This is a genomic window from Aureimonas sp. ME7 (assembly GCF_903970965.1).
Classification (GTDB): Bacteria; Pseudomonadota; Alphaproteobacteria; order Rhizobiales; family Rhizobiaceae; genus Aureimonas.
This window is the reverse complement of sequence record NZ_CAJCKW010000008.1, coordinates 56,010-76,308: the sequence shown is the minus strand read 5'-3', so window position 1 is coordinate 76,308 and position 20,299 is coordinate 56,010. Positions and strand designations below refer to the sequence as shown.

Annotated in this window: 14 protein-coding genes; 13 read left to right on the top strand and 1 reads right to left on the bottom strand. The window is 69.0% G+C overall.

Going from position 1 to position 20,299, the window contains the following annotated elements:
* Nucleotides 1-172: 172 nt before the first annotated feature.
* The 13 genes from H7A85_RS14470 to trxA all read left to right on the top strand — a co-directional run bounded on the left by H7A85_RS14470 (nt 173) and on the right by trxA (nt 18,895).
* Nucleotides 173-652 carry a pyridoxamine 5'-phosphate oxidase family protein gene (locus tag H7A85_RS14470; RefSeq protein WP_182086666.1) on the top strand — a complete coding sequence of 160 codons (480 nt, stop codon included), beginning with the start codon at nt 173-175 and terminating at the stop codon, nt 650-652.
* 254 nt (nt 653-906) lie between these two features.
* The gene (locus H7A85_RS14465) at nt 907-1,611 is read left to right on the top strand and encodes a response regulator transcription factor (protein ID WP_182086665.1); all 705 of its coding nucleotides are present in this window, start codon (nt 907-909) and stop codon (nt 1,609-1,611) included.
* 70 nt (nt 1,612-1,681) lie between these two features.
* The gene (locus H7A85_RS14460) at nt 1,682-3,421 is read left to right on the top strand and encodes a stimulus-sensing domain-containing protein (RefSeq protein ID WP_182086783.1); all 1,740 of its coding nucleotides are present in this window, start codon (nt 1,682-1,684) and stop codon (nt 3,419-3,421) included.
* On the top strand, nt 3,418-3,882 hold the full coding sequence (locus tag H7A85_RS14455) for an HPr kinase/phosphatase C-terminal domain-containing protein (RefSeq protein ID WP_182086664.1): 465 nt from the start codon (nt 3,418-3,420) through the stop codon (nt 3,880-3,882). The genes H7A85_RS14460 and H7A85_RS14455 overlap by 4 nt, the downstream gene beginning before the upstream one ends.
* A 178-nt stretch (nt 3,883-4,060) precedes the next feature.
* Nucleotides 4,061-4,462, top strand: a complete 402-nt coding sequence (locus tag H7A85_RS14450; protein ID WP_182086663.1) for a PTS sugar transporter subunit IIA — start codon at nt 4,061-4,063, stop codon at nt 4,460-4,462.
* 63 nt (nt 4,463-4,525) lie between these two features.
* Nucleotides 4,526-4,825 (top strand): HPr family phosphocarrier protein, encoded by a 300-nt coding sequence (locus tag H7A85_RS14445; protein ID WP_244631217.1) that lies wholly within the window; start codon nt 4,526-4,528, stop codon nt 4,823-4,825.
* 152 nt (nt 4,826-4,977) lie between these two features.
* Complete coding sequence (ahcY, locus tag H7A85_RS14440) at nt 4,978-6,381, top strand: adenosylhomocysteinase (RefSeq protein ID WP_182086661.1); 1,404 nt, start codon at nt 4,978-4,980, stop codon at nt 6,379-6,381.
* 323 nt (nt 6,382-6,704) lie between these two features.
* The gene (locus tag H7A85_RS14435) at nt 6,705-9,137 is read left to right on the top strand and encodes a PAS domain-containing sensor histidine kinase (RefSeq protein ID WP_244631202.1); all 2,433 of its coding nucleotides are present in this window, start codon (nt 6,705-6,707) and stop codon (nt 9,135-9,137) included.
* Complete coding sequence (gene tsaE / locus H7A85_RS14430; protein WP_182086659.1) at nt 9,134-10,687, top strand: tRNA (adenosine(37)-N6)-threonylcarbamoyltransferase complex ATPase subunit type 1 TsaE; 1,554 nt, start codon at nt 9,134-9,136, stop codon at nt 10,685-10,687. The genes H7A85_RS14435 and tsaE overlap by 4 nt, the downstream gene beginning before the upstream one ends.
* A gap of 68 nt (nt 10,688-10,755) precedes the next feature.
* Nucleotides 10,756-11,469: a nucleotidyltransferase family protein gene (locus H7A85_RS14425; protein ID WP_182086658.1), complete on the top strand. Its 714-nt coding sequence runs from the start codon at nt 10,756-10,758 to the stop codon at nt 11,467-11,469.
* Between the two features lie 244 nt (nt 11,470-11,713).
* The gene (addB, locus tag H7A85_RS14420) at nt 11,714-14,803 is read left to right on the top strand and encodes a double-strand break repair protein AddB (RefSeq protein WP_244631201.1); all 3,090 of its coding nucleotides are present in this window, start codon (nt 11,714-11,716) and stop codon (nt 14,801-14,803) included.
* Nucleotides 14,800-18,426, top strand: coding sequence for a double-strand break repair helicase AddA (addA, locus tag H7A85_RS14415; protein WP_182086656.1), 3,627 nt, complete (start codon nt 14,800-14,802; stop codon nt 18,424-18,426). Before addB ends, addA begins: the two co-directional genes overlap by 4 nt.
* A gap of 145 nt (nt 18,427-18,571) precedes the next feature.
* Nucleotides 18,572-18,895: a thioredoxin gene (gene trxA, locus H7A85_RS14410; protein WP_182086655.1), complete on the top strand. Its 324-nt coding sequence runs from the start codon at nt 18,572-18,574 to the stop codon at nt 18,893-18,895.
* Between the two features lie 60 nt (nt 18,896-18,955).
* On the opposite strand, the gene H7A85_RS14405 is transcribed toward trxA, so the two are convergent.
* A complete protein-coding gene (locus tag H7A85_RS14405) occupies nt 18,956-20,293 on the bottom strand; it encodes a folylpolyglutamate synthase/dihydrofolate synthase family protein (RefSeq protein WP_182086654.1) in 1,338 nt (445 codons plus the stop codon).
* Nucleotides 20,294-20,299 lie beyond the last annotated feature (6 nt).

Sequence of the window (20,299 nt, the reverse complement as noted above, 5' to 3'; positions counted from 1 at the left end):
CTCTAAATCGGTTAGATCGAGAACTCTAATCGGGTTAAATCACCACGAAATATTTTTGGCGCGGGCGCCGCGGATAGCGGACCAACCCGCTTGGCTTCGTTCTCGTCCGGCACTTTTGGGGCCGACGCGCGTTGTCGCTCGAATGCCAACGCGATACGCGAAAGGACGCACGATGAGCGAGCAGCCGGCCGAGAAGTTCTGGGACATGGTCGAGGATTTCCAGACCTGCATGGTGACGACGCGCGACGGGGGCAAGCTGCGCTCGCGCCCGATGGCGCCCCGCATCTCGCGCGAGCGCGGCGAGATCCTCTTCATCACCGACAAGAACTCGCACAAGGTGGACGAGATCGAAGCCGACGCGCAGGTCGCCTGCTCCTTTGTCCAGAAGGAAGAATACGTGGCGGTCTCGGGCACGGCTAGCCTGTCCACCGACCGCGCCCGGATCGACGAAGCCTGGGACCCGCAGGCGGAAGCCTGGATGCCGGGCGGCAAGGACGGCCCGAACACGGCGGTTCTGGTGATCCGCCCCAGCCAGGCCGAGATCTGGGACGTGACGTCCAACAAGATCACGCAGGCCTGGGAATTCGCCAAGGCCTATGTCGGCGACAAGCCGCGCCCCGACACGACGGAGAACGTCAAGGTCGATCTTTAAGAACGTGCCGGGCGCTGCCGAGCCGGACGCCTGGCAGCGCCCAAACCCGAAACGCTCACGCTTTTTGCGGTCGGACGCGCGGTTTCCCTTCGCTTTTGCGGCAAAACCGTTGCAAAAGCGCCACCCCTGCCACATTTGCCTGTCACAACGAATCAAGCGGACACGCCCGATCGCACGCAAGCGACCGCGGTGGGCGCCGCAGATTTTGGAAGGCCTGCCTCGTATCGGCGGGCCAGGACAGGAGTTCGAACACGATGCCCACGATCGCGCTGGTGGATGATGATCGCAACATCCTGACATCGGTGTCGATCGCCCTGGAGAACGAAGGCTACCGCGTCGAAACCTACACGGACGGCGCATCCGCGCTGGAAGGCCTGTCGGCCCGCCCGCCGCAGCTCGCCATCTTCGACATCAAGATGCCGCGCATGGACGGCATGGAGCTTTTGCGCCGCCTTCGTCAGAAGAGCGACCTGCCGGTGATCTTCCTGACCTCCAAGGACGAGGAGATCGATGAGCTTTTCGGCCTCAAGATGGGCGCCGACGATTATATCCGCAAACCGTTCAGCCAACGTCTCCTGGTGGAGCGCGTGCGTGCCATCCTCCGGCGCGGCGCCCCGCGCGAAGGGGGCGCGGGCAAGACGGGCCCGAGCCCGGAATCTTCGCTGGAGCGCGGCCAGCTGGTGATGGACCAGGAGCGCCACACCTGCACCTGGATGGGCCAGCCGGTGACGCTCACCGTCACCGAGTTCCTGATCCTGCATTCGCTTGCCCAGCGGCCTGGCGTCGTGAAGAGCCGCGACGCGCTGATGGACGCCGCCTACGACGAGCAGGTCTATGTCGACGACCGGACGATCGACAGCCACATCAAGCGGCTGCGCAAGAAGTTCAAGGCGATCGACGACGACTTCGACATGATCGAGACGCTTTACGGAGTGGGCTACCGCTTCCGCGAGATCTGAGGGGGAGTCTCGCTTGGGGATCGCCAGCCACACGACGACGGAAACGCCTGCTCGCCGGCGCGCCGCGCGCATGCGCTGGCGGCGCGCCCCCTTCGTGCGCCGGCTGGTGATCCGCGTCCGGCGCCTCCTCGGCCACTCGATCTTCTCCTCGCTGACCCGGCGCATCGTCTTCCTGAACCTGGTTGCGCTCGTAGTTCTGGTTTCGGGCATCCTCTACCTCAACCAGTTCCGCGAAGGGCTGATCGACGCGCGCGTCGAAAGCCTGCTGACGCAGGGCGAGATCATCGCGAGCGCCATCGCGGCGTCGGCGACGGTCGAGACCAACTCGATCACCCTCGATCCCGAGCGCCTTCTCGAACTCCAGGCGGGGGCGACGCTCCAGCCCAATCCGGACCTGTCGGAATCCCTCGACTTCCCGATCAATCCCGAACGTGTCGCCCCGCTCCTGCGCCGTCTGATCTCGCCGACACGCACGCGCGCGCGTCTCTACGACCGCGACGCCAACCTGATCCTCGATTCGCGTCATCTTTATTCGCGCGGCCAAATCCTGCGCTACGACCTGCCCCCGGTGGAGCAGGAAGAGGAAACCGGCGTCTTCGCCTGGATCAGCCGCGAGACCGGCCGCTTCCTCGGCCACGGCGACCTGCCGATCTATAAGGAAACGCCGGGCGGCTCGGGTTCGACCTATCCGGAAGTCATGAGCGCGCTCACCGGGGGGCCGCGCGCCCTCGTCCGCTCCACCGAGAACGGCGAGATGATCGTCTCCGTCGCCGTGCCGATCCAGCGCTTTCGCGCCGTCCTCGGCGTTCTGCTTCTCTCGACGCAAGGGGGCGACATCGACCGGATCGTCCAGGCCGAGCGCATGGCGATCGTGCGCACCTTCGCGGTCGCCGCCCTCGTCACCGTGATCCTGTCGATCCTTCTCGCCTCCACGATCGCGACGCCGCTTCGCCGCCTGTCGGCCGCCGCCGTGCGCGTCCGGCGCGGCATCAACGCGCGCGAGGAGATCCCCGACTTCGGCGACCGCGCCGACGAGGTCGGCCACCTCGCCTCCTCCATCCGCGACATGACGGTGGCGCTTTATGCGCGAATGGATGCGATCGAGAGTTTCGCGGCCGATGTCAGCCACGAGTTGAAGAACCCGCTGACCTCGCTCCGCTCGGCGGTGGAAACCCTGCCCTTGGCGCGCAACGAGCATTCGCGCGAGCGGCTGCTGGCGGTGATCCAGCACGACGTGAAGCGGCTCGACCGGCTGATCACCGACATTTCCGACGCCTCGCGCCTCGACGCGGAACTGGCGCGCGAGGTCGCGGGCGAGGTCGACCTGGCGGCCCTCGTCGAATCCGTGGTGGATGGGGCTCGGGCCCATGTGAAGCCGGGGCAGACGGTGGCGATCGAGCTTTCCGTCGCAGCGCCCCCGACGCCCAAGACCTATCGGATCTCCGGCCACGACCTTCGCCTCAGCCAGGTCTTCACCAATCTCATCGACAACGCGCGTTCCTTCGTGCCCGACGATGCGGGGCGCATCGGCGTTCGCCTCCAACGGCGCACACGCTCCTGCACGGTGACGATCGAGGACAACGGACCCGGCATTCAAGCCGAGAAGATCGAGCGCATCTTCGAGCGCTTCTACACCGACCGGCCGGGCGCGGAATCCTTCGGCCAGAATTCCGGCCTCGGCCTGTCGATCTCGCGCCAGATCGTGGAAGCGCACGGCGGCGAGATCCGGGCCGAGAACATCCTCGACCCGAAGGCGCCCGGCGGCATCGCGGGCGCGCGCTTCACCGTCCAGCTTCCCTGCGACGCGTGAGGCGGATCCAACTTCATGGCACGGCGATCCGGCTCGGCGGGCGCGGCATCCTTCTTCGCGGGCCTTCGGGCAGCGGCAAGTCCTCGCTGGCGCTGTCCGCGCTCCGGCGTGGCGAAGCGGCGGGCCTCGACGCCTGCCTCGTATCCGACGATCAGATCTTCGTGACGCAAGAGGGCGACGACGTCCTCGCCGAAGCGCCCGACGCGATCCGGGGGCTGATCGAGGTGCGTGGTATCGGCCTTCTCCCGGAGACCTTCGCGTCTCCCGTCCGCCTCGATCTCGTGGTGGACCTCGTGCCGCGCGAGACCGTCGCGCGCATGCCCGAGCCTGAGTTCGAGACGCTCGGGAGCGCCCGCCTGCGCCGCATCCGGCTGCCCGAACGCGACCCGGGCTTCGGCGCCGATATTCTCCTCACCCTCGCTCGAAACGCCGCCTTCTGGAACGTTCGACCGACCTCGTGATTTTGCAATGCAGCAAGGTCACGTCGTCCGGGATCGGCGCCTGCCGCCCCACGCATTCAGGGGTTGGCGCTTTCTGGAAAGATTCCGGGTGGTGTGACTTGACGCGCCTTGCAGCAATTTGATCGCAGGCGCACAATCGGATGCTCAACCAGGGGGCAGTGCCCGGAGTGAACGACGTATGATTGGACTGGTGCTGGTGACGCATGGCCAGCTCGCGCGTGAATTCAAGCTTGCCGTCGAGCATGTGGTGGGTCGCCAGGAAGCGTTCGAGACGATCTGCATCGGTCCGGACGACGACATGGAGCAGCGCCGGCTCGACATCCTCCAGGCGGTTCGCGATGCCGAGCGCGGCAAGGGCGTGATCATCCTGACCGACATGTTCGGCGGGACGCCGTCCAATCTGGCCATTTCCGTCATGGACGAGGGCGCCATCGACGTTCTGGCCGGCGTCAATCTGCCCATGCTGATCAAGCTCGCGAGCGTCCGGGGCGAGAAGCCGATGGACGAGGCCCTGGTCGCCGCCCAGGATGCGGGCCGCAAGTATATCGCCGTCGCCAGCCGCATCCTCAGCGGCAAGTAGTTGTCCCGAGCTCGAACCCCCGCTGGCCCCGACATGAGCAAGACAGAGCCCGTTTCCCAGTCGATGCCGGGGGTCAGCGCCAGCGGGGACCCGGCCGTCGAGCGGACGCTGACGATCGTCAACCGCAAGGGTCTCCACGCCCGCGCTTCGGCCAAGTTCGTGCAGCTCGCGGAAGGGTTCTCCGCCGCGATCACCATCTCGCGCGACGGGCTGTCGGTGGGCGGCCAGTCGATCATGGGCCTGATGATGCTGGCCGCCGGCCAGGGAACCACGATCGACGTGCGTGCCGAAGGGCCGGACGCCGACGACGCGATGCGGGCCATCGCCGATCTCGTCGCCAATCGCTTCGGCGAGGATTGCTGACGAGATAAACGTATAAGGATTTCCTTATATCATTCCTCCCCGCTGCCTGCTAAGGAAGCGGCCGATCGGCCGCGCCCCGCAAGCTCCGGGGGTTCAAGCGGCCCTGCTCTCCCCATCGCGTCGGGGAACCGGAGCGCCAAGGAGTAGACATCATGACTGCCGCCAACGGTGATTTCGTCGTCAAGGATCTGTCGCTGGCCGACTGGGGCCGCAAGGAACTCGACATCGCCGAAACCGAGATGCCGGGCCTCATGGCCTGCCGCGAGGAGTTCGGGGCCGAACAGCCCTTGAAGGGCGCGCGCATCACCGGCTCGCTCCACATGACGATCCAGACCGCCGTCCTGATCGAGACGCTGCAGGCGCTTGGCGCGGAGGTCCGCTGGGCCTCCTGCAACATCTTCTCCACGCAGGACCACGCGGCGGCCGCGATCGCGGCGACCGGCACGCCTGTCTTCGCGGTCAAGGGCGAAAGCCTGACGGAGTACTGGGACTACACCGACCGCATCTTCCAGTGGCCGGACAACCAGCCCTCCAATATGATCCTCGACGACGGCGGCGACGCCACGATGTACATCCTCCTCGGCGCGCGCGCCGAAGCCGGCGAGGACGTTCTGTCCAATCCGAGTTCGGAGGAGGAAGAGGTTCTCTTCGCGCAGATCCGAAAGCGCATGGGCCAGACCCCCGGCTTCTTCGCGCGCCAGCGCGACGCCATCAAGGGCGTGACCGAGGAAACGACGACGGGCGTCAACCGGCTCTATCAGCTGCAGAAGAAGGGGCTTCTTCCCTTCCCCGCGATCAACGTCAACGACAGCGTGACGAAGTCGAAGTTCGACAACAAGTACGGCTGCAAGGAATCGCTCGTCGACGGTATCCGCCGCGCCACGGACGTGATGATGGCCGGCAAGGTCGCGGTCGTCTGCGGCTACGGCGACGTCGGCAAGGGCTCGGCCGCCTCGCTCCAGGGCGCGGGCGCGCGCGTCAAGGTGACCGAGGTCGACCCTATCTGCGCGCTCCAGGCGGCGATGGACGGGTTCGAGGTCGTCACCCTCGAGGATGCCGCCCCCACCGCCGACATCATCATCACCACGACCGGCAACAAGGACGTCGTGACGCTGGACACGATGCGCACGGTCAAGGACATGTGCATCGTCGGCAATATCGGCCATTTCGACAACGAGATTCAGGTCGCCGCGCTCAAGAACCTGACCTGGACCAACATCAAGCCGCAGGTCGACATGGTGACCTTCCCGGACGGCAAGCGCATGCTGCTCCTGTCCGAAGGGCGCCTCCTCAACCTCGGCAACGCGACCGGCCACCCGAGCTTCGTGATGTCGGCCTCGTTCACCAACCAGACGCTGGCCCAGATCGAGCTCTTCACCAAGGGCGGCCAGTACGCCAACCAGGTCTATGTCCTGCCCAAGCATCTCGACGAGAAGGTCGCGCGTCTTCATCTCGACAAGCTTGGCGCAAGGCTCTCGACCCTGTCGAACGAACAGGCGGCCTATATCGGCGTGACGCCGCAGGGACCCTTCAAGGCCGAGCATTACCGCTACTAGAACGCGTTTCGATCCGCGCGCGAAGCGTGGCCGGGATAGGACAAAGGCGCCGATGGCAACCCCCTCGGCGCCTTTTCTTTTTTGCGTCTTGGTTACCCCAAGCGCTTTGCGGGAGGTTATCCACCGTTTAGATTCGCGGCTCGCCTTCCCGTTGGGGAACGGATGGCGAGACGGGGACGGTCGTTCGCTAGGAAGCGGCCGCTGAGAAGGACGGGATGCGGACGCGCGAATCACATCAGGCGGCGGATCGGGGGATCGGCCGAAGCTCAACCCGTTGGACGCCCTGCTCCGGCCGCGCGCCGCGCGGGGCGGCCTGCCTTGGCGTGGCGCTCGTCGCCTGGCCGGGCGCGGCGCTCGCGCAGGAGGCCGTCGCCAACCCGATGGGCCCGGAGTCCCTCCTTTATCTCGCGATGATCGGCCTGACGATCGGCGCGGCGATGATCGCCGCCGTCTGGCTGATCCGCCAGCAGGCAGCGACCGCCGACGAAAACGCCCGGCTGCGGGCCGAACTCGCCGACGCGCTCAACGAGGCCGACCGGCGCGGCAGCCTGCTCGCCGAGGACGGGCAGCGCCTTCTGGTCTACTCGGGAAGCGGCGCGCCGGACCTCATCGGCGCTCTGCCCAAGGGGCTCGGCCTGCCGGCGGACCCGATCGCCTTCCTCGACTTTCCCTCATGGATGAGCGCGGAAGCGAGCGCGAAGCTCTTGGACGCCATCTCGCGCCTGCGCTCGCGCGCCGAGCCGTTCCGGCTGGAGATCGAGCAGCCGGACGGGCGCCTCGTCGAGGTGGTCGGACGCACGGTCGGCGCACTCGCCGCAGTGCGCTTTTCTGCCCTGTCGGGCCTGCGCGAGGAGCTTGGCGCCCTCAAGGTCGAGCACGACCGGGCCAACGGCATGATCGAAACCATGCAGGCCCTATTCGATGCCGCGCCTATCCCGATGTGGGTGCGCAGCGAGGAAGGGCGCCTGATCTGGGTCAATGAGGCCTATGCGAAGGCCGTCGACGCGCGCGGCGTCACCTCGGCGGTGGAAGACCAGACCGAGTTCCTGAACGAGCAGGACCGGGCGCGCATCGCGGCGACGACGCGCCAGTCCGGCCGCTTTTCCGACAAGCTCAACGCCGTGGTCGAGGCCGATCGGCGCAACTTCCGCGTCGTCGACGCCGCCGGACCCTTCGGCACGGCGGGCCTTGCGATCGACATTTCGGACACCGAGACCATCCGGCGCGAGTTCGACGAGACCGTGCGCTCGCATTCCGAAACGCTGGACCAGCTCACCACCGCGATCGCGCGCTTCGACGAGAAGACCCGCCTTCTCTACCACAACGCCGCCTTCGCACGGCTGTTCGACCTTGCGAGTGCCTATCTCGAGACCGCGCCCGACCATGGCGGCATCCTCGACCAGCTGCGCTCGCGCGGAATCCTGCCGGACGATCGCCCTCTACGCGACGTGAAGGCCGACATCCTCGCCGCCCACCGCGCCACGCAGCCGACCGAGGCGCTGTGGCACCTGACGGACGGGCGCACGCTGCGCGTCTTCGCCAGCCCCGAGCCGCGCGGCGGCGCGACCTGGGTGTTCGAGGACCTGACGGAAAAGCTACAGCTCGAATCGCGCCTCAATGCGCTGGTCCGCCTCCAAGGCGAAACGCTCGACTTCTTGCGCGAGGGCGTCGCCGTGTTCGGCCAGGACGGGCGCCTGCGCCTGTCGAACCCGATCTTCGCCGAGCTTTGGGGCCTGTCGGAGGAGTTCCTCGCCGCCAAGCCCCATATCCGCGCCTTCCCCGCGACCGCCTCCGTTTCCATCCGCGCGGGCGAGGCGGGCGGCGCGGCTTCGCCGACATGGTCGACTTTCTCCCACGCCGTGACCGCCTTCGACGAGGGACCGCGCGAGGCGGAATCGGGCGAGTTCGAACTGTCCGATGGCCGCGTCCAGGCCTATGGCATCGTGCCGCTGCCGGCCGGCCAGACCATGCTGACCTTCACCGACATTTCCGACGCGCGCGAGGCCGAGCGCATGCTGCGCGAGCGCAACGAGGCGCTGGAAAACGCCGCGCGCCTGAAAAGCGACTTCGTCCAGCACGTGAACTACGAGCTCCGCTCGCCGCTGACCAACATCATCGGCTTCTCCGCCCTCCTCCGTTCACCCGAGACGGGCCCACTCAACGACCGGCAGTCGGAATATCTCGACTATATCGGCACCTCGACCTCCTCGCTCCTCACCATCGTCAACGACATCCTGGATCTGGCGACGATCGACGCCGGCATCATGGATCTCGACCTGACCGACGTCGACGTCGCCGGCACGGTCGGCCATGCCGCGGACGCGGTGCGCGACCGGTTCCGTGAAAACGACATCGCCCTCAACATCGATCTTAGCCAGGCCGGCTCGACCTTCCGCGCCGATGGGCACCGCGTCACGCAAATCCTCTTCAATCTCCTGTCCAACGCCGCGAACTTCGCGCCCGGCGGCTCCACCGTGCGCCTCAAGGCGGTGCGGCGCGACGGCGAGATGATCTTCTCCGTCGCCGACCAGGGCCCGGGGATCGCGCCCACCGAGGTCGCCCGCCTGTTCGAGCGCTTCGAGACCAACCCGTCGGGCGGGCGCCAGTCGGGCGCCGGCCTCGGCCTGTCGATCGTGCGCTCCTTCGTCGAGCTGCACGGCGGCAAGGTCGAGATCCTGTCCGGGCCGAAGGGCGGCACCACGGTGCAGTGCCGTTTCCCGCTGGAGCGCGACCGCCGGGATCTCGCCGCCGAATGAGCGGTGCACCCCCGGAGCCGGCGCCTCCGACCGGCCTGTTCACGCTGGACCTGCCCGACGAAGGGGCGACGCAGCGCCTGGCCGCCGCCCTCGCCCCGCATCTCGGACCGGGCGACATTCTAGCCTTGTCGGGTCCGCTCGGCGCCGGCAAGACCACCTTTGCCCGCGCGCTCCTGAGGGCCGTCGCGGGCGACCCGGAACTCGAAGTCCCCTCCCCCACCTACACGCTGGTCCAGATCTACCCGACGCGCCCGCGCGTCACCCATTTCGACCTCTACCGGATCGGCGATCCCGGCGAACTGGAGGAACTCGGCTTCGAAGAAGCGGCGGAAACCGGCATCGTCCTCGCCGAATGGCCCGAACAGGCGCCGGACATTCTACGCCTCGCCAACCTCCACCTGACACTGGAGGATGCCCCCGGCGGGGGCCGCCGCGCCGCGATCCGCGCTCTGCCGGAAGCCGCACGTCGCATCGAGCGCCAGCTCGCCATGCTCGCCTTTCTCGCCCGCGCGGGGCACGCCGACGCCATCCGCGCGCCCTTTCCCGGCGACGCTTCGGCGCGCACCTACGACACGCTGACGACGGCCGGCGGCGAAAACCTGATCCTGATGGATTCGCCCCCGCTCGTGCTCGGCCCCCCGGTGAAGAACGGCCTGCCCTACGCCCGCATCGCCCACACGGCTGAGAACGTCACACCCTTCGTCGCCGTGGCGCATGCGCTCCGGGCGCGCGGCCTCGCCGCGCCCCGCATCGACGCCTTCGATCTCGACCGCGGCTTCGTCCTCATGGAGGATCTCGGCCGCGACGGCGTCCTCGATGCAACCGGCCGCCCGATCCCCGAGCGCTACGAAGCGGCTGCCGAGGCCCTAGCCCATCTCCACGCCACGCCCTTCGATCGCCGCTTGTCCCTGCCGGACGGTACGGCCTACGAGGTCCCGCCCTTCGACCACGGCGCGATGGCGATCGAAGCGAGCCTCCTGCCCGACTGGTACATGCCGCACGGGCGCGGCGCACCCGTCAGCCAGGCGGAGCGGGCGGACTTCGAGCGCATCTGGGAAGCCCTCTTCACCACGCTCGACGCCGCCGAGACCCACCTCGTCCAGCGCGACGTCCAGTCCCCGAACCTCGTCTGGCGCGCAGAGCGGACGGGCCTCGAGCGCATCGCCTTCCTCGACTTCCAGGACGCGATGGTCGGCCCCGCCGCCTACGACATCGCCGCGCTCGCCCACGACCCGCGCGTCACGGTCGAGCCCGCGCTGGAACGCCACCTCTTCGCCGCCTATGTAAAGGCAAGGCAAGCCGCCGATCCCGCCTTCGACACGGCCGCCTTCGAAACGGCCTACGCGATCATGGCGACGCAGCGCCTGACCAAGATTCTCGGCATCTTCGTGCGCCTTCTCGAAAGGGACGGAAAGCCGCAATACCTGCGTCACATTCCCAGGATCAAAGACTACCTGACCCGAACGCTGACCCATCCGGCCCTTCGCGACCTCGCCCGTCTTTACGACAGCTGGGGCGTTCTCGCCGAGCCGGCACCCCCGAGACCCTAGAGACTCCCGTGAACGCCGCTTCCCCCATCGCCCCTCGCACGCCCCGCACCCCCAAGCCGAAGACCGCCATGATCCTAGCGGCGGGCCTCGGCAAGCGGATGCGCCCGATCACCTCCACCATTCCCAAGCCCCTCGTCGAAATCCGCGGCAAGGCGCTGATCGACTACGGGCTCGATGCGCTCAAGCGCAACGGCGTCGAGCGCGTCGTCGTCAACGTCCACTACATGGCCGACCTCATGCGCGCCCACCTGCGCAAGCGTCGCGACATGGAAGTCATCGTCTCCGACGAGACCGACCGGCTTCTCGAATCGGGCGGCGGCATCGTGCGCGCCCTGCCCCATCTAGGGCACGAGCCCTTCTACCTCATCAATTCCGACACGTTCTGGATCGACGGATACCGCGACAACCTCGATCTCCTCGCCGACCTCTGGAACCCGGCCTCCGCCGACATGCTCCTCCTGATCGCCGAAATGCGACAGGCCACCGGCTACGACGGGCGTGGCGACTTCGTCATGGACCGGGAAGGCCGCCTCCAACGCGTCGCCGAGCGCGACATGAGCCCCTTCATCTATGCCGGCGCCGGCATCCTCAAGCCCGACCTCTTCCGCGGCTTGCCGGAAGAAACCTTCTCCCTCAACCGCGTCTTCGACACCGCCCTGGAAGCCGAACGCCTCTTCGGCGCCCGCCTCGACGGCCTCTGGATCACCGTCGGCACTCCCGGAGCCATCGGTGAAGCCGAAGCCGCCTTCACCGCCAGCGCCACACGGGCGCAGCGCGCGTAGGTGTTGCTGATGGGGCTCCGCCCCAAACCCCGCCAGGGGAAATGATTTCCCCTGGACCCCTCATCTGTTGAAGAGTGTCCCAATCGGAAGGGGGCCCCTGGCCCCCTTCCGATTGGGAAAAGTCCTCAAAAGAAAAGAAGGGTCCGGGAATTCCTTCCCGGATGGAGCCCGGGGCGATAGCCCCGCCACCTCCGCCCTTCGCACCCGCCGCGCCCTCGGCTAGACTGGCGCGATGCGGTCTCGTGTGTTCTCGATTTCTCCCGGTCTTCCCTTCTTGCCGACGCTGACGCGCGGGGTGCTTGGGGGGCGGTTCTTTCCCGAGCGGGATTTCGGGGGGGATCCGCTGGCGCTGGCGGGGCTGACGATCCTTGTGCCGACGCGTCGTGCGGTGCGGGCGCTGGCGGGGGAGTTCGGGCGGGCGCTGGGGGGCGGGTCAGCGATCCTGCCCTCGATTCGCACGCTGGGCGATGCGGACGAAGCCTCGGCGTTTCTCAGGCTCGAAGGCGAGCTGAAGCCGGAGATGGATGCGCTGGAGCGGCAGCTGCTCTTGGCGCGGCTCGTGCGCTTCTGGAAGGAGGGGTTGAACCGGCAGGCGCTGCGGGTGATGGCCTCGGAGGAGATCGTGCTGCCGGCTTCGGCGGCGGATGCCCTGTATTCGGCGGAGGATCTGTGCGCGTTTCTGGACGAGGCGGCGACGGAGGAAGCCAAGCTTCATGATCTCGCCAAGCTCGCGCCGGATCGTCTGGCCGAATGGTGGCAGCTGACGCTGACCTTCCTGAACATCCTGTCCGATCAGTGGCCGGCTATCCTGCGGGAACGTGGGCTGGAAGATCGCGCGGTGCTGCGCCGCGCGTGGTTCGACGCGGAGGCCGACCGGCTGCGGGCAATGGGATCGGTCGAGCCGATCCTGGTCGCGGGCTCGACGGCGACGGCGCCCTCGACGCTGCGCTTCCTGCGCGCGGTGGCGGGTCTCTCCAACGGCGCGGTGGTGCTGCCGGGGGTGGATTGCCATCTCGACAGCCTAAGCTTCGACGCGATCGACCGCTCGCGCTCGATCGCCGCGCCCGGCCACCCGCAGCATGGGCTGAAACGCATTCTGCAAGGGCTGCTGGTGGATCGTGGCGGCATCGAACAGCTTGGCCCGGGCGAAGGCGACCCGTTGCTCGCGCGCGAGCGCTTCCTGTCGGATGCGCTGCGCCCGTCCGAGACGACCGACGTCTGGCCGGAGGCCAGCCGGCGCCACGGCGGCGAGGCGCTGGACGGGCTGGAGCTGATCGAGGCGGCGGACGAGCGCGAGGAGGCGCTGGCGATCACGGTGGCGATCCGCGATGCCCTGAGCGAGCCGGGGGCCACGGTGGCGTTGACGACGCCCGACCGCAACCTCGCCCGGCGCGTCGTCGCCGAGCTGGAACGCTTCGGCGTTTCGGCCAACGATTCCGCCGGCCGTCCGCTGCATGCGACGGCGCCCGGCACGTTCATGGCTTTGGCGCTGGAGGTCGCGCTCCTGCCGAGCGACCCGATCGCGCTCCTGTCGCTCCTCAAGCACCCGCTCCTGCGGCTGGGGTTCCGGCCGGGCGAAGCGCGCGAGGGCGCGCGCACGATCGAACTGATCGCTCTTCGCGGCGGCACCGGCGTCGCCGACGGGGCGACGCTGCACGAGCTTTTCCGGGTGCGGCGCGCGGCCTCGGAGGCGGAGGGCGCGCGCGTGCCCCGCCCGATCCAGCTGATCGAGGCGGAGGACCGCGACCGGGCGGGCGTCCTCGCCGAGCGGCTGGAAGCGGCGCTCCGCCCGCTCGGCCAATTGCGCGGGGCGGGCGAAGGCGAGCTCGCGCCCTATGCCGAGGCCCTGACCCGTGTCCTGGAAGCCTTGGCGGCGGACGAGGACGGCGCGCCGACCGCGCTCTATGCCGAGGAAGCGGGCGCGGCGCTGCGCGATCTCCTGCGGTCTTGGGTGGCCGCTCCCGAAACCGGCTTCGCCTTCGTGCCGGAAGAGCTTCCGGACGTCGCGCGCGCCTTGATGAGCGGCACGGACGTTCGCCCGCGCGGCGGCCTGTCGCAGCGCGTCTTCGTCTGGGGCGCCCTGGAAGCGCGGCTCCAGAGCGTCGACGTGATGATCTTGGGCGGCATGAACGAGGGAACCTGGCCGAGCACGGCGCGCTCCGACGCGTTCCTGTCGCGCCTGATGCGCGCCGACCTCGACCTCGACCCGCCGGAGCGGCGCATCGGCCTCGCCGCCCACGACATCTGGATGGCGATGGGGTGCCGACGCGTGGTTCTCGCGCGCTCGCACCGCGCGGGCGGGGCGCCCGCCATCGCCTCGCGCTGGCTGCAGCGCATCCTGACGCTCGCCGGCCCGGACGGCACGCGGGCGCTGCGCGAGCGCGGCGAAACCTATCTCCACCACGCCCGCCGCCTCGACGAGGCGCCGATGGTGCCGGCCGCGCGCCGTCCGGAGCCGAGGCCCCCGGTGGAGGTGCGCCCGGTGCGCCATTCCTTCACCGAGGTCGAAACCCTGGTGCGCGACCCCTATGCCGTCCACGCCCGGCGCATCCTGCGGCTCGATCCGCTGCCCGAGATCATCCGCGCCCCCGGCGCGCCCGAGCGCGGCGATCTCTACCACGCGATCCTCCATCGCTTCGTGGACGCCGGGATCGACCCGAACGCGCCGGACGCCCGCGACGCGCTTCTTGCCATCGCACGCGAGGCGTTCGACGAGGCGTCCCTGCCGCCCGAGATCGAAGCGGTGTGGTGGCCGCGCATGGAAACGCTGGCCACCAACATGATCGCCTGGGAGGTCGAACGCTGGCCGGACGTCGCCGAACGCCTGACGGAGGTGAAGGGTGCCTACGACCTGCCCGACATCGGCGTCGGCTTCCACGGCTATGCCGATCGCATCGATCGAATGCGCGACGGCTCGGTGGAGATCATCGACTACAAGACCGGCACCACGCCGTCGGTAAAACAGGCGCGCACGCTTCTCAGCCCGCAGCTGCCGCTGGAAGGAGCGATGGCGCGTCTCGGCGGCTTCGAAGGGCTGGGGCGCGTCGGCACGGTGCGCGACCTCGTCTATGTCCGACTGCGCGAGCGCGACTTCTACGAGGAGCGCCTCGCCCACGGCGGCGGGCGCACCGGCGAGCCGCAAACGGGAGACGACCTGTCGGACGGGGCGCTCGGTGCCTTCCGACGGCTGGCGGCGGCGTATCGCGTGCCTACAAGGGGCTACCTGTCTCGCGCGCGGCCGTTTCTCGCCGGCGACTTTTCCGGCCCCTACGACCATCTCGCCCGGGCCCGCGAATGGGCGGTGGCGGGCGTCGGTGAGGAGGGTTCGGAATGAGCGAAGTCCTGCCGGCCACGATCGACGCGCAGCGCATCGCCTCCGACCCCGAGCGCTCGGTGTTCGTCGCCGCCAACGCGGGCTCGGGCAAGACCCATGTCCTCACCGAGCGCGTGGTGCGCCTGCTTCTGGCGGGCGCCGAGCCGTCCAAGATCCTTTGCCTCACCTACACCAAGGCGGCCGCCGCCGAGATGCAGGCCCGCGTCTTCGCCCGTCTGTCGGCCTGGGCAATGATGGACGAGGCGGAGTTGCGAAAGGCGATCGAGGCGCTGGACCGGCGCCGGCCCTCGACGGAGCGCCTCGCCCAGGCCCGGCGCCTCTTCGCCAGCGCGCTGGAAACGCCGGGCGGGCTCAAGATCCAGACGATCCACGCCTTCTGCGAGGCGGTGCTCCACCAGTTCCCGCTGGAAGCCAACATTCCCGGCCATTTCGAGGTGATGGACGAGACGGAAAGCGCGCTCCTTCTGGCCGAGGCGAGGCGCATGCTGATCTCGGGCGCGCGCACCACCCCGACCGCCCTCGGCGGCCAGGACGCGGAAGACGCAGCATTGGCGAAAGCCTTCGCCGACGCCCTGTCGATGGCCGGGGAATGGGGGCTCGACGCGCTGCTCGGCGAGATCGTTCAGCGTCGCGACCGCCTGCGCCGCCATCTGGATGCGATGGGCGGCCGAGAGAAAGCCGAAGCGCGTCTTCGCCGCGCCCTCGGCCTGCGGCCGGGCGAGGACGAAGTGAGCGTTCTCAGGGAAGCCATAGACCCGCCGGGCTTCGAGGACTCGTTCCGCGAAGTGCTGGCGGAAGCCGCCGAGCGCTCGGGCAAGGCGACCGACGCCAAGCTCGCCGCCAAGCTCGCCCTCGTGGAAGCGTCCGGGACGCCGGAGGCGCGCTTCGAGGCCCTGTCCTCGATCGTCATCAAGGCGGACGGCGGTCGCTACAAATCCTCCAGCGTCGCCACCAAGGCGGTGAGCGACGGCTTCCCCGACTTCGCCGAGCGGCTGGAAGACCTCGCCGCCTTCGTCGAGGAGCGGCGCGAGCGCCTCGCCACCGTGCGCCTCGCGCGCGCCAGCGCCGCCGCGCTGACCATCGCCGAAAAGCTCGAGGCCGACTACGCCGCGCTCAAGCGCCGTCGCGGCCGGCTCGATTTCGAGGATCTGATCGTGCGCACCGCCGATCTGCTTCTGCGCTCGGACGCGTCGGCTTGGGTCCACTACAAGCTCGACCGGGGCATCGACCACGTTCTCGTCGACGAGGCGCAGGACACGAGCCCGCGTCAGTGGCAGGTGGTGCGCCAGTTGGTGGAGGAGTTCTTCGCCGGCGCCTCGGCCTCCGTTCGTCCGCGCACCGTCTTCGCGGTCGGCGACGAGAAGCAGTCGATCTATTCCTTCCAAGGCGCCTCGCCCGAAATGTTCGCGCGCGAGCGAGACCATCTGCAACGGATCGCGGAAGGCGGCGAGCGCCCCTTCTCGCGCGTCGAGCTGCACCAGTCCTTCCGCTCCGTGCCTGACATCCTGGAGGCGGTGGACCGTGTCTTCGCCGAGCCGGCGGACCGGCGCGGCCTCCAGTCCGGCGACGAGCCGCCGGTGCACGTTTCGGCGCGCGGGCGCGACCCCGGCCTGATCGAGGTCTGGCCCGTGGTGACGCCGGCCGCCGTCCCGCAGAACGAGGACTGGCTGGAGCCGATCGACCACCAGCCCGAGTTCTCGCCCGCCAACCGTCTGGCTCGCCGCATCGCCGCCACCATTCGCGGTTGGCTCGGCCAGCCGATCCGCGTCAAGGGCGTACTGCGCCCGTTGAACGCCGGCGACGTCATCGTTCTCGTGCGCAAGCGCTCCGGCTTCGTCGCGGCCATGGGCTCGGCGCTGCGCGAGGCCGGCATTCGCGTGGCGGGCGCCGACCGCCTGGTGATCACCCAGCATATCGCCGCCGAGGACCTGATGGCGCTCGGCCGCACGGTCTCCAACGCCGAGGACGAGCTGTCGCTCGCCGCCGTCCTGAAAAGCCCGCTCTTCGGCTTTTCCGACGACGACCTCCTGGCCCTCGCCCTGTCGCGGAAAAACCTGCGCCGACCGGAAGCGCTCTACTTCGCGCTCCGCCGCCTCGCCCGCCCCGGCGGGGAGGAGCGCATCCCCCCCTTCGTCGAGGGCGCGGCGCGAGAGACTTTGCGCGAGAAGGCCGCGAAGGCGTTCGACCGGCTGGAGGAGTTGCGCCGCCGCGCCGGTTTCGAGACCGTGTTCACCTTCTTCGCCCGCATCCTCGGCCCGGAAGGGGGCCGCGAAAAGCTCGTCGCCCGGCTCGGGCGTGATGCCGGCGACGTGGTGGACGCGTTCCTCGATCTGGCGCTCGCCGAGGAAGAGGCCGGGCGCGGCGGGCTGGAAGCGTTCCTCGCCGATCTCGCCGCCTCGCCGCCGGAGATCAAGCGCGAGATGGAGCACGGGCGCGGCGAGGTCCGCATCATGACGACGCACGCCTCCAAGGGCCTCGAAGCGCCTGTCGTGTTTCTGGTCGATCCCGGCTCCGCCCCGTTCAGCCATTCCCACGGCGCCAAGCTGATGGAATGGACCGACATGCCGGGCCTGCCCCCCGATACGCCGCCGGGCTTTCTCTGGTGCCCGGACACGGCCACCAAGGGCGAGGCGATCGCCGCGCTGCGCGAAACCGAGCGCGCGCGCGCCGAGGACGAGTATCGCCGGCTCCTTTATGTCGGGCTGACGCGCGCTGCCGACCGCCTCGTCGTGTGCGGCCTGTCGGGCCTGCGCGGGCCGGACGAGAACTCCTGGCTGAGCCGCGTGGAAGCCGCCCTGAAGCCCGCCGCGCGCGAGATCCGCGACCCGGAAACGGGCGAAACGCTGAGCTGGCGCCTCGGGGTCGATCCTGTGGCGGAGCGTATGGAGGGCGAAGACGCGCCGGCGGCCCCCCGCTTTCGCGAGATCGACCTGTCGCCCCTCCCCCCCGAAGAGCTTCCGCCCCGCCCGCTCCAGCCCTCGACGGCCGCTGGCGGCAACCGGATCGAGGTGATCGCGGAGGACGAAACGGGCGCGCGCATCGTCTCGCCCGTGCTGGGGGCCGGTGCGCGTCCCGGCACCGGCATCCGTCGCGGCGTACTCCTGCACCGCCTGCTCCAGGCGTTGCCCGATCTCCCCCCTCCCGAGCGCGAGGCCGCAGCCTACGCCTTTGCCGCGCGCTCGGGCGAAGCGCTGGGCGAGACCGAGGCGGACGCTATCGCCGCGCAGGCGCTCGCCATCCTGGAGGACCCGGCCTTTGCCGCCTATTTCGCGCCCGGCAATCGCGCCGAGGTCGCGGTGTCCGGCGAGATCGCGTTTGCCGGCCGCCGATACGCGGTGAACGGCGCGATCGACCGGCTCGCCCTTTCGGCCGACACCGTCCACATCCTCGACTACAAGACGACGCGGCCCTGCCCGCAGGACTTGAGCGACGTACCGGGCGGGCACGTCCTCCAGATGGCGCTTTATGCCGAGCTGATCCGCCCGCTGTTTCCCGAGCGCCGCATCCGGGCGGCGCTTCTCTATAGCGAGGGTCCGCGCCTCGTCGAGATTCCGGACGATGCGCTGCGTGCCGCACTGGCCGAGCGGGAAGCGCGAGCGCTGGCGGCGGGCGGGGCGGCTTGAACCCGTCCCCCCTCCCATCTACCTATGGTGCAACCGGACAGGGCGGGCGGGCGATTCCCCGCTGACCTGTTCCCCTTGTCGAACCAACACGCGGCGTTCCGCCCGGGGGTCCACCCCAGCCGGCGCCGTGCCAGCGGAGCGCCCCATGGCCACCAAGAAAACCGACAACGCCTCGTTCCAGGCCGATGTCCTCCAAGCGTCCAAGCCCGTGGTCGTCGATTTCTGGGCCGAGTGGTGCGGCCCGTGCAAGATGATCGCGCCGAGCCTCGAGGAGATTTCCGAGGAGTCGGATGCCGTGGAGATCGTCAAGGTCAATATCGACGAGAACCCGGACCTCGCCGCCCAGTTCGGCGTGCGCTCGATCCCGACGCTGATGCTGTTCAAGGATGGTCAGCAGGCGAGCGTCCAGGTCGGCGCGGCACCGAAGTCCAAGCTCCTCGCCTGGATCAACTCGAACGTCGCCGCCTGATCCTTTTCGGATTTCGACAAGAAAGGCCCGCACCGAGAACGGTCGCGGGCCTTTTCATATTCAGCGCGGCGCCAGACCGCTCGCCTTGAGAACGTCGCCGACGAGATAGAGCGAGCCGCAGATCAGGAAGCGCGGCGCGGGGCCGCCGGCCCAGCCCGCCGAAACCCGGCGGATGGCGGCTTCCACGCTCTCCGCCGGTTCGGCGTCGAGCCCGGCCTCCATCGCGGCGTCAGCCAGATCGACTGGGCTGACGCCGGCGTCCGACGAGCGGATCGGCACGGTGAAGACATGGCGCGCCATGCCGGCGAAGGCTTCGAAGAAGCCGACCGGCTCCTTGGTGTTCAACATGCCCGAGATCAGGAACAAGGGCCGGGACACCCGGTCCTCCATGTCGGCGAGGCTTTCCGCGACGACGAGGCCGGCGCCCGGATTATGCCCGCCGTCGAGCCAGATTTCGGATCCCGGCGCAGCCAGTTCCACCAGCGGGCCGGAGGTGATGCGCTGGAGGCGGCCCGGCCATTCGGCGGCCTGGATGCCGCGCTCGATCTCCGCGTTCGTCGGCGCGAAGCCGCCGGCGCGAAGCGCCGCGATCGCGGTCGCCGCATTGCCGATCTGGTGGCGTCCCGGCAGGCGCGGCAGGGTCAGGTCGAGAAGCCCGCTCTCGTCCTGGTAGACGAAGCGGCCGTGTTCGGAAAAGGCGAAGAAGTCCTCGCCATAGGTCGAGACCCTGGCGCCCGTGCGTGCGCCTTGCGTCTTCAGGACCTCCAGCGCGCCGCTCTCCGTCTGCGGCCCGATCACGACCGGCGTGCCGCGCTTGAAGATGCCGGCTTTCTCGGCCGCGATCAGTTCCACCCGGTCGCCGAGATAGGCCTGATGGTCGAGCGAGATCGAGGTGACGGCGGTCACCGCCGGCTTTTCCACGACATTGGTGGCGTCGAAGCGCCCACCGAGGCCCACCTCGAGCAGCACCGCGTCGGCCGGATGCTCGGCGAACAGGAGAAAGGCGACGGCGGTCAGGAGCTCGAACACGGTGATCGCGTTCTCGCCGTTCGCCGCGAGCGCTCGCGCGACGGCCTCCGCCAGTGCCTCGTCGCCGACGAGCGCCCCGGCCGCGCCCCCCGTGCCGGCAAGCCGATAGCGTTCGTGCCAGTCCACGAGATGGGGCGAGGTGTGGACATGAACGCCCCGGCCCATCGCTTCCAGGATGGCGCGCGAGAAGGCGACGGTGGAGCCCTTGCCGTTGGTGCCCGCGACATGGATCACCGGCGCGAGGCGCCGGTGCGGATCGCTCAAGGCGCCGAGGAGCCGGGTGATCCGGTCGAGCTTCAGATCGAAACCCTTGGGAAAGCGGTCGAGCAGCCGGTCGATCTCGACGCTCGCAAGGCTGGGCGCGTTCACGGCGGG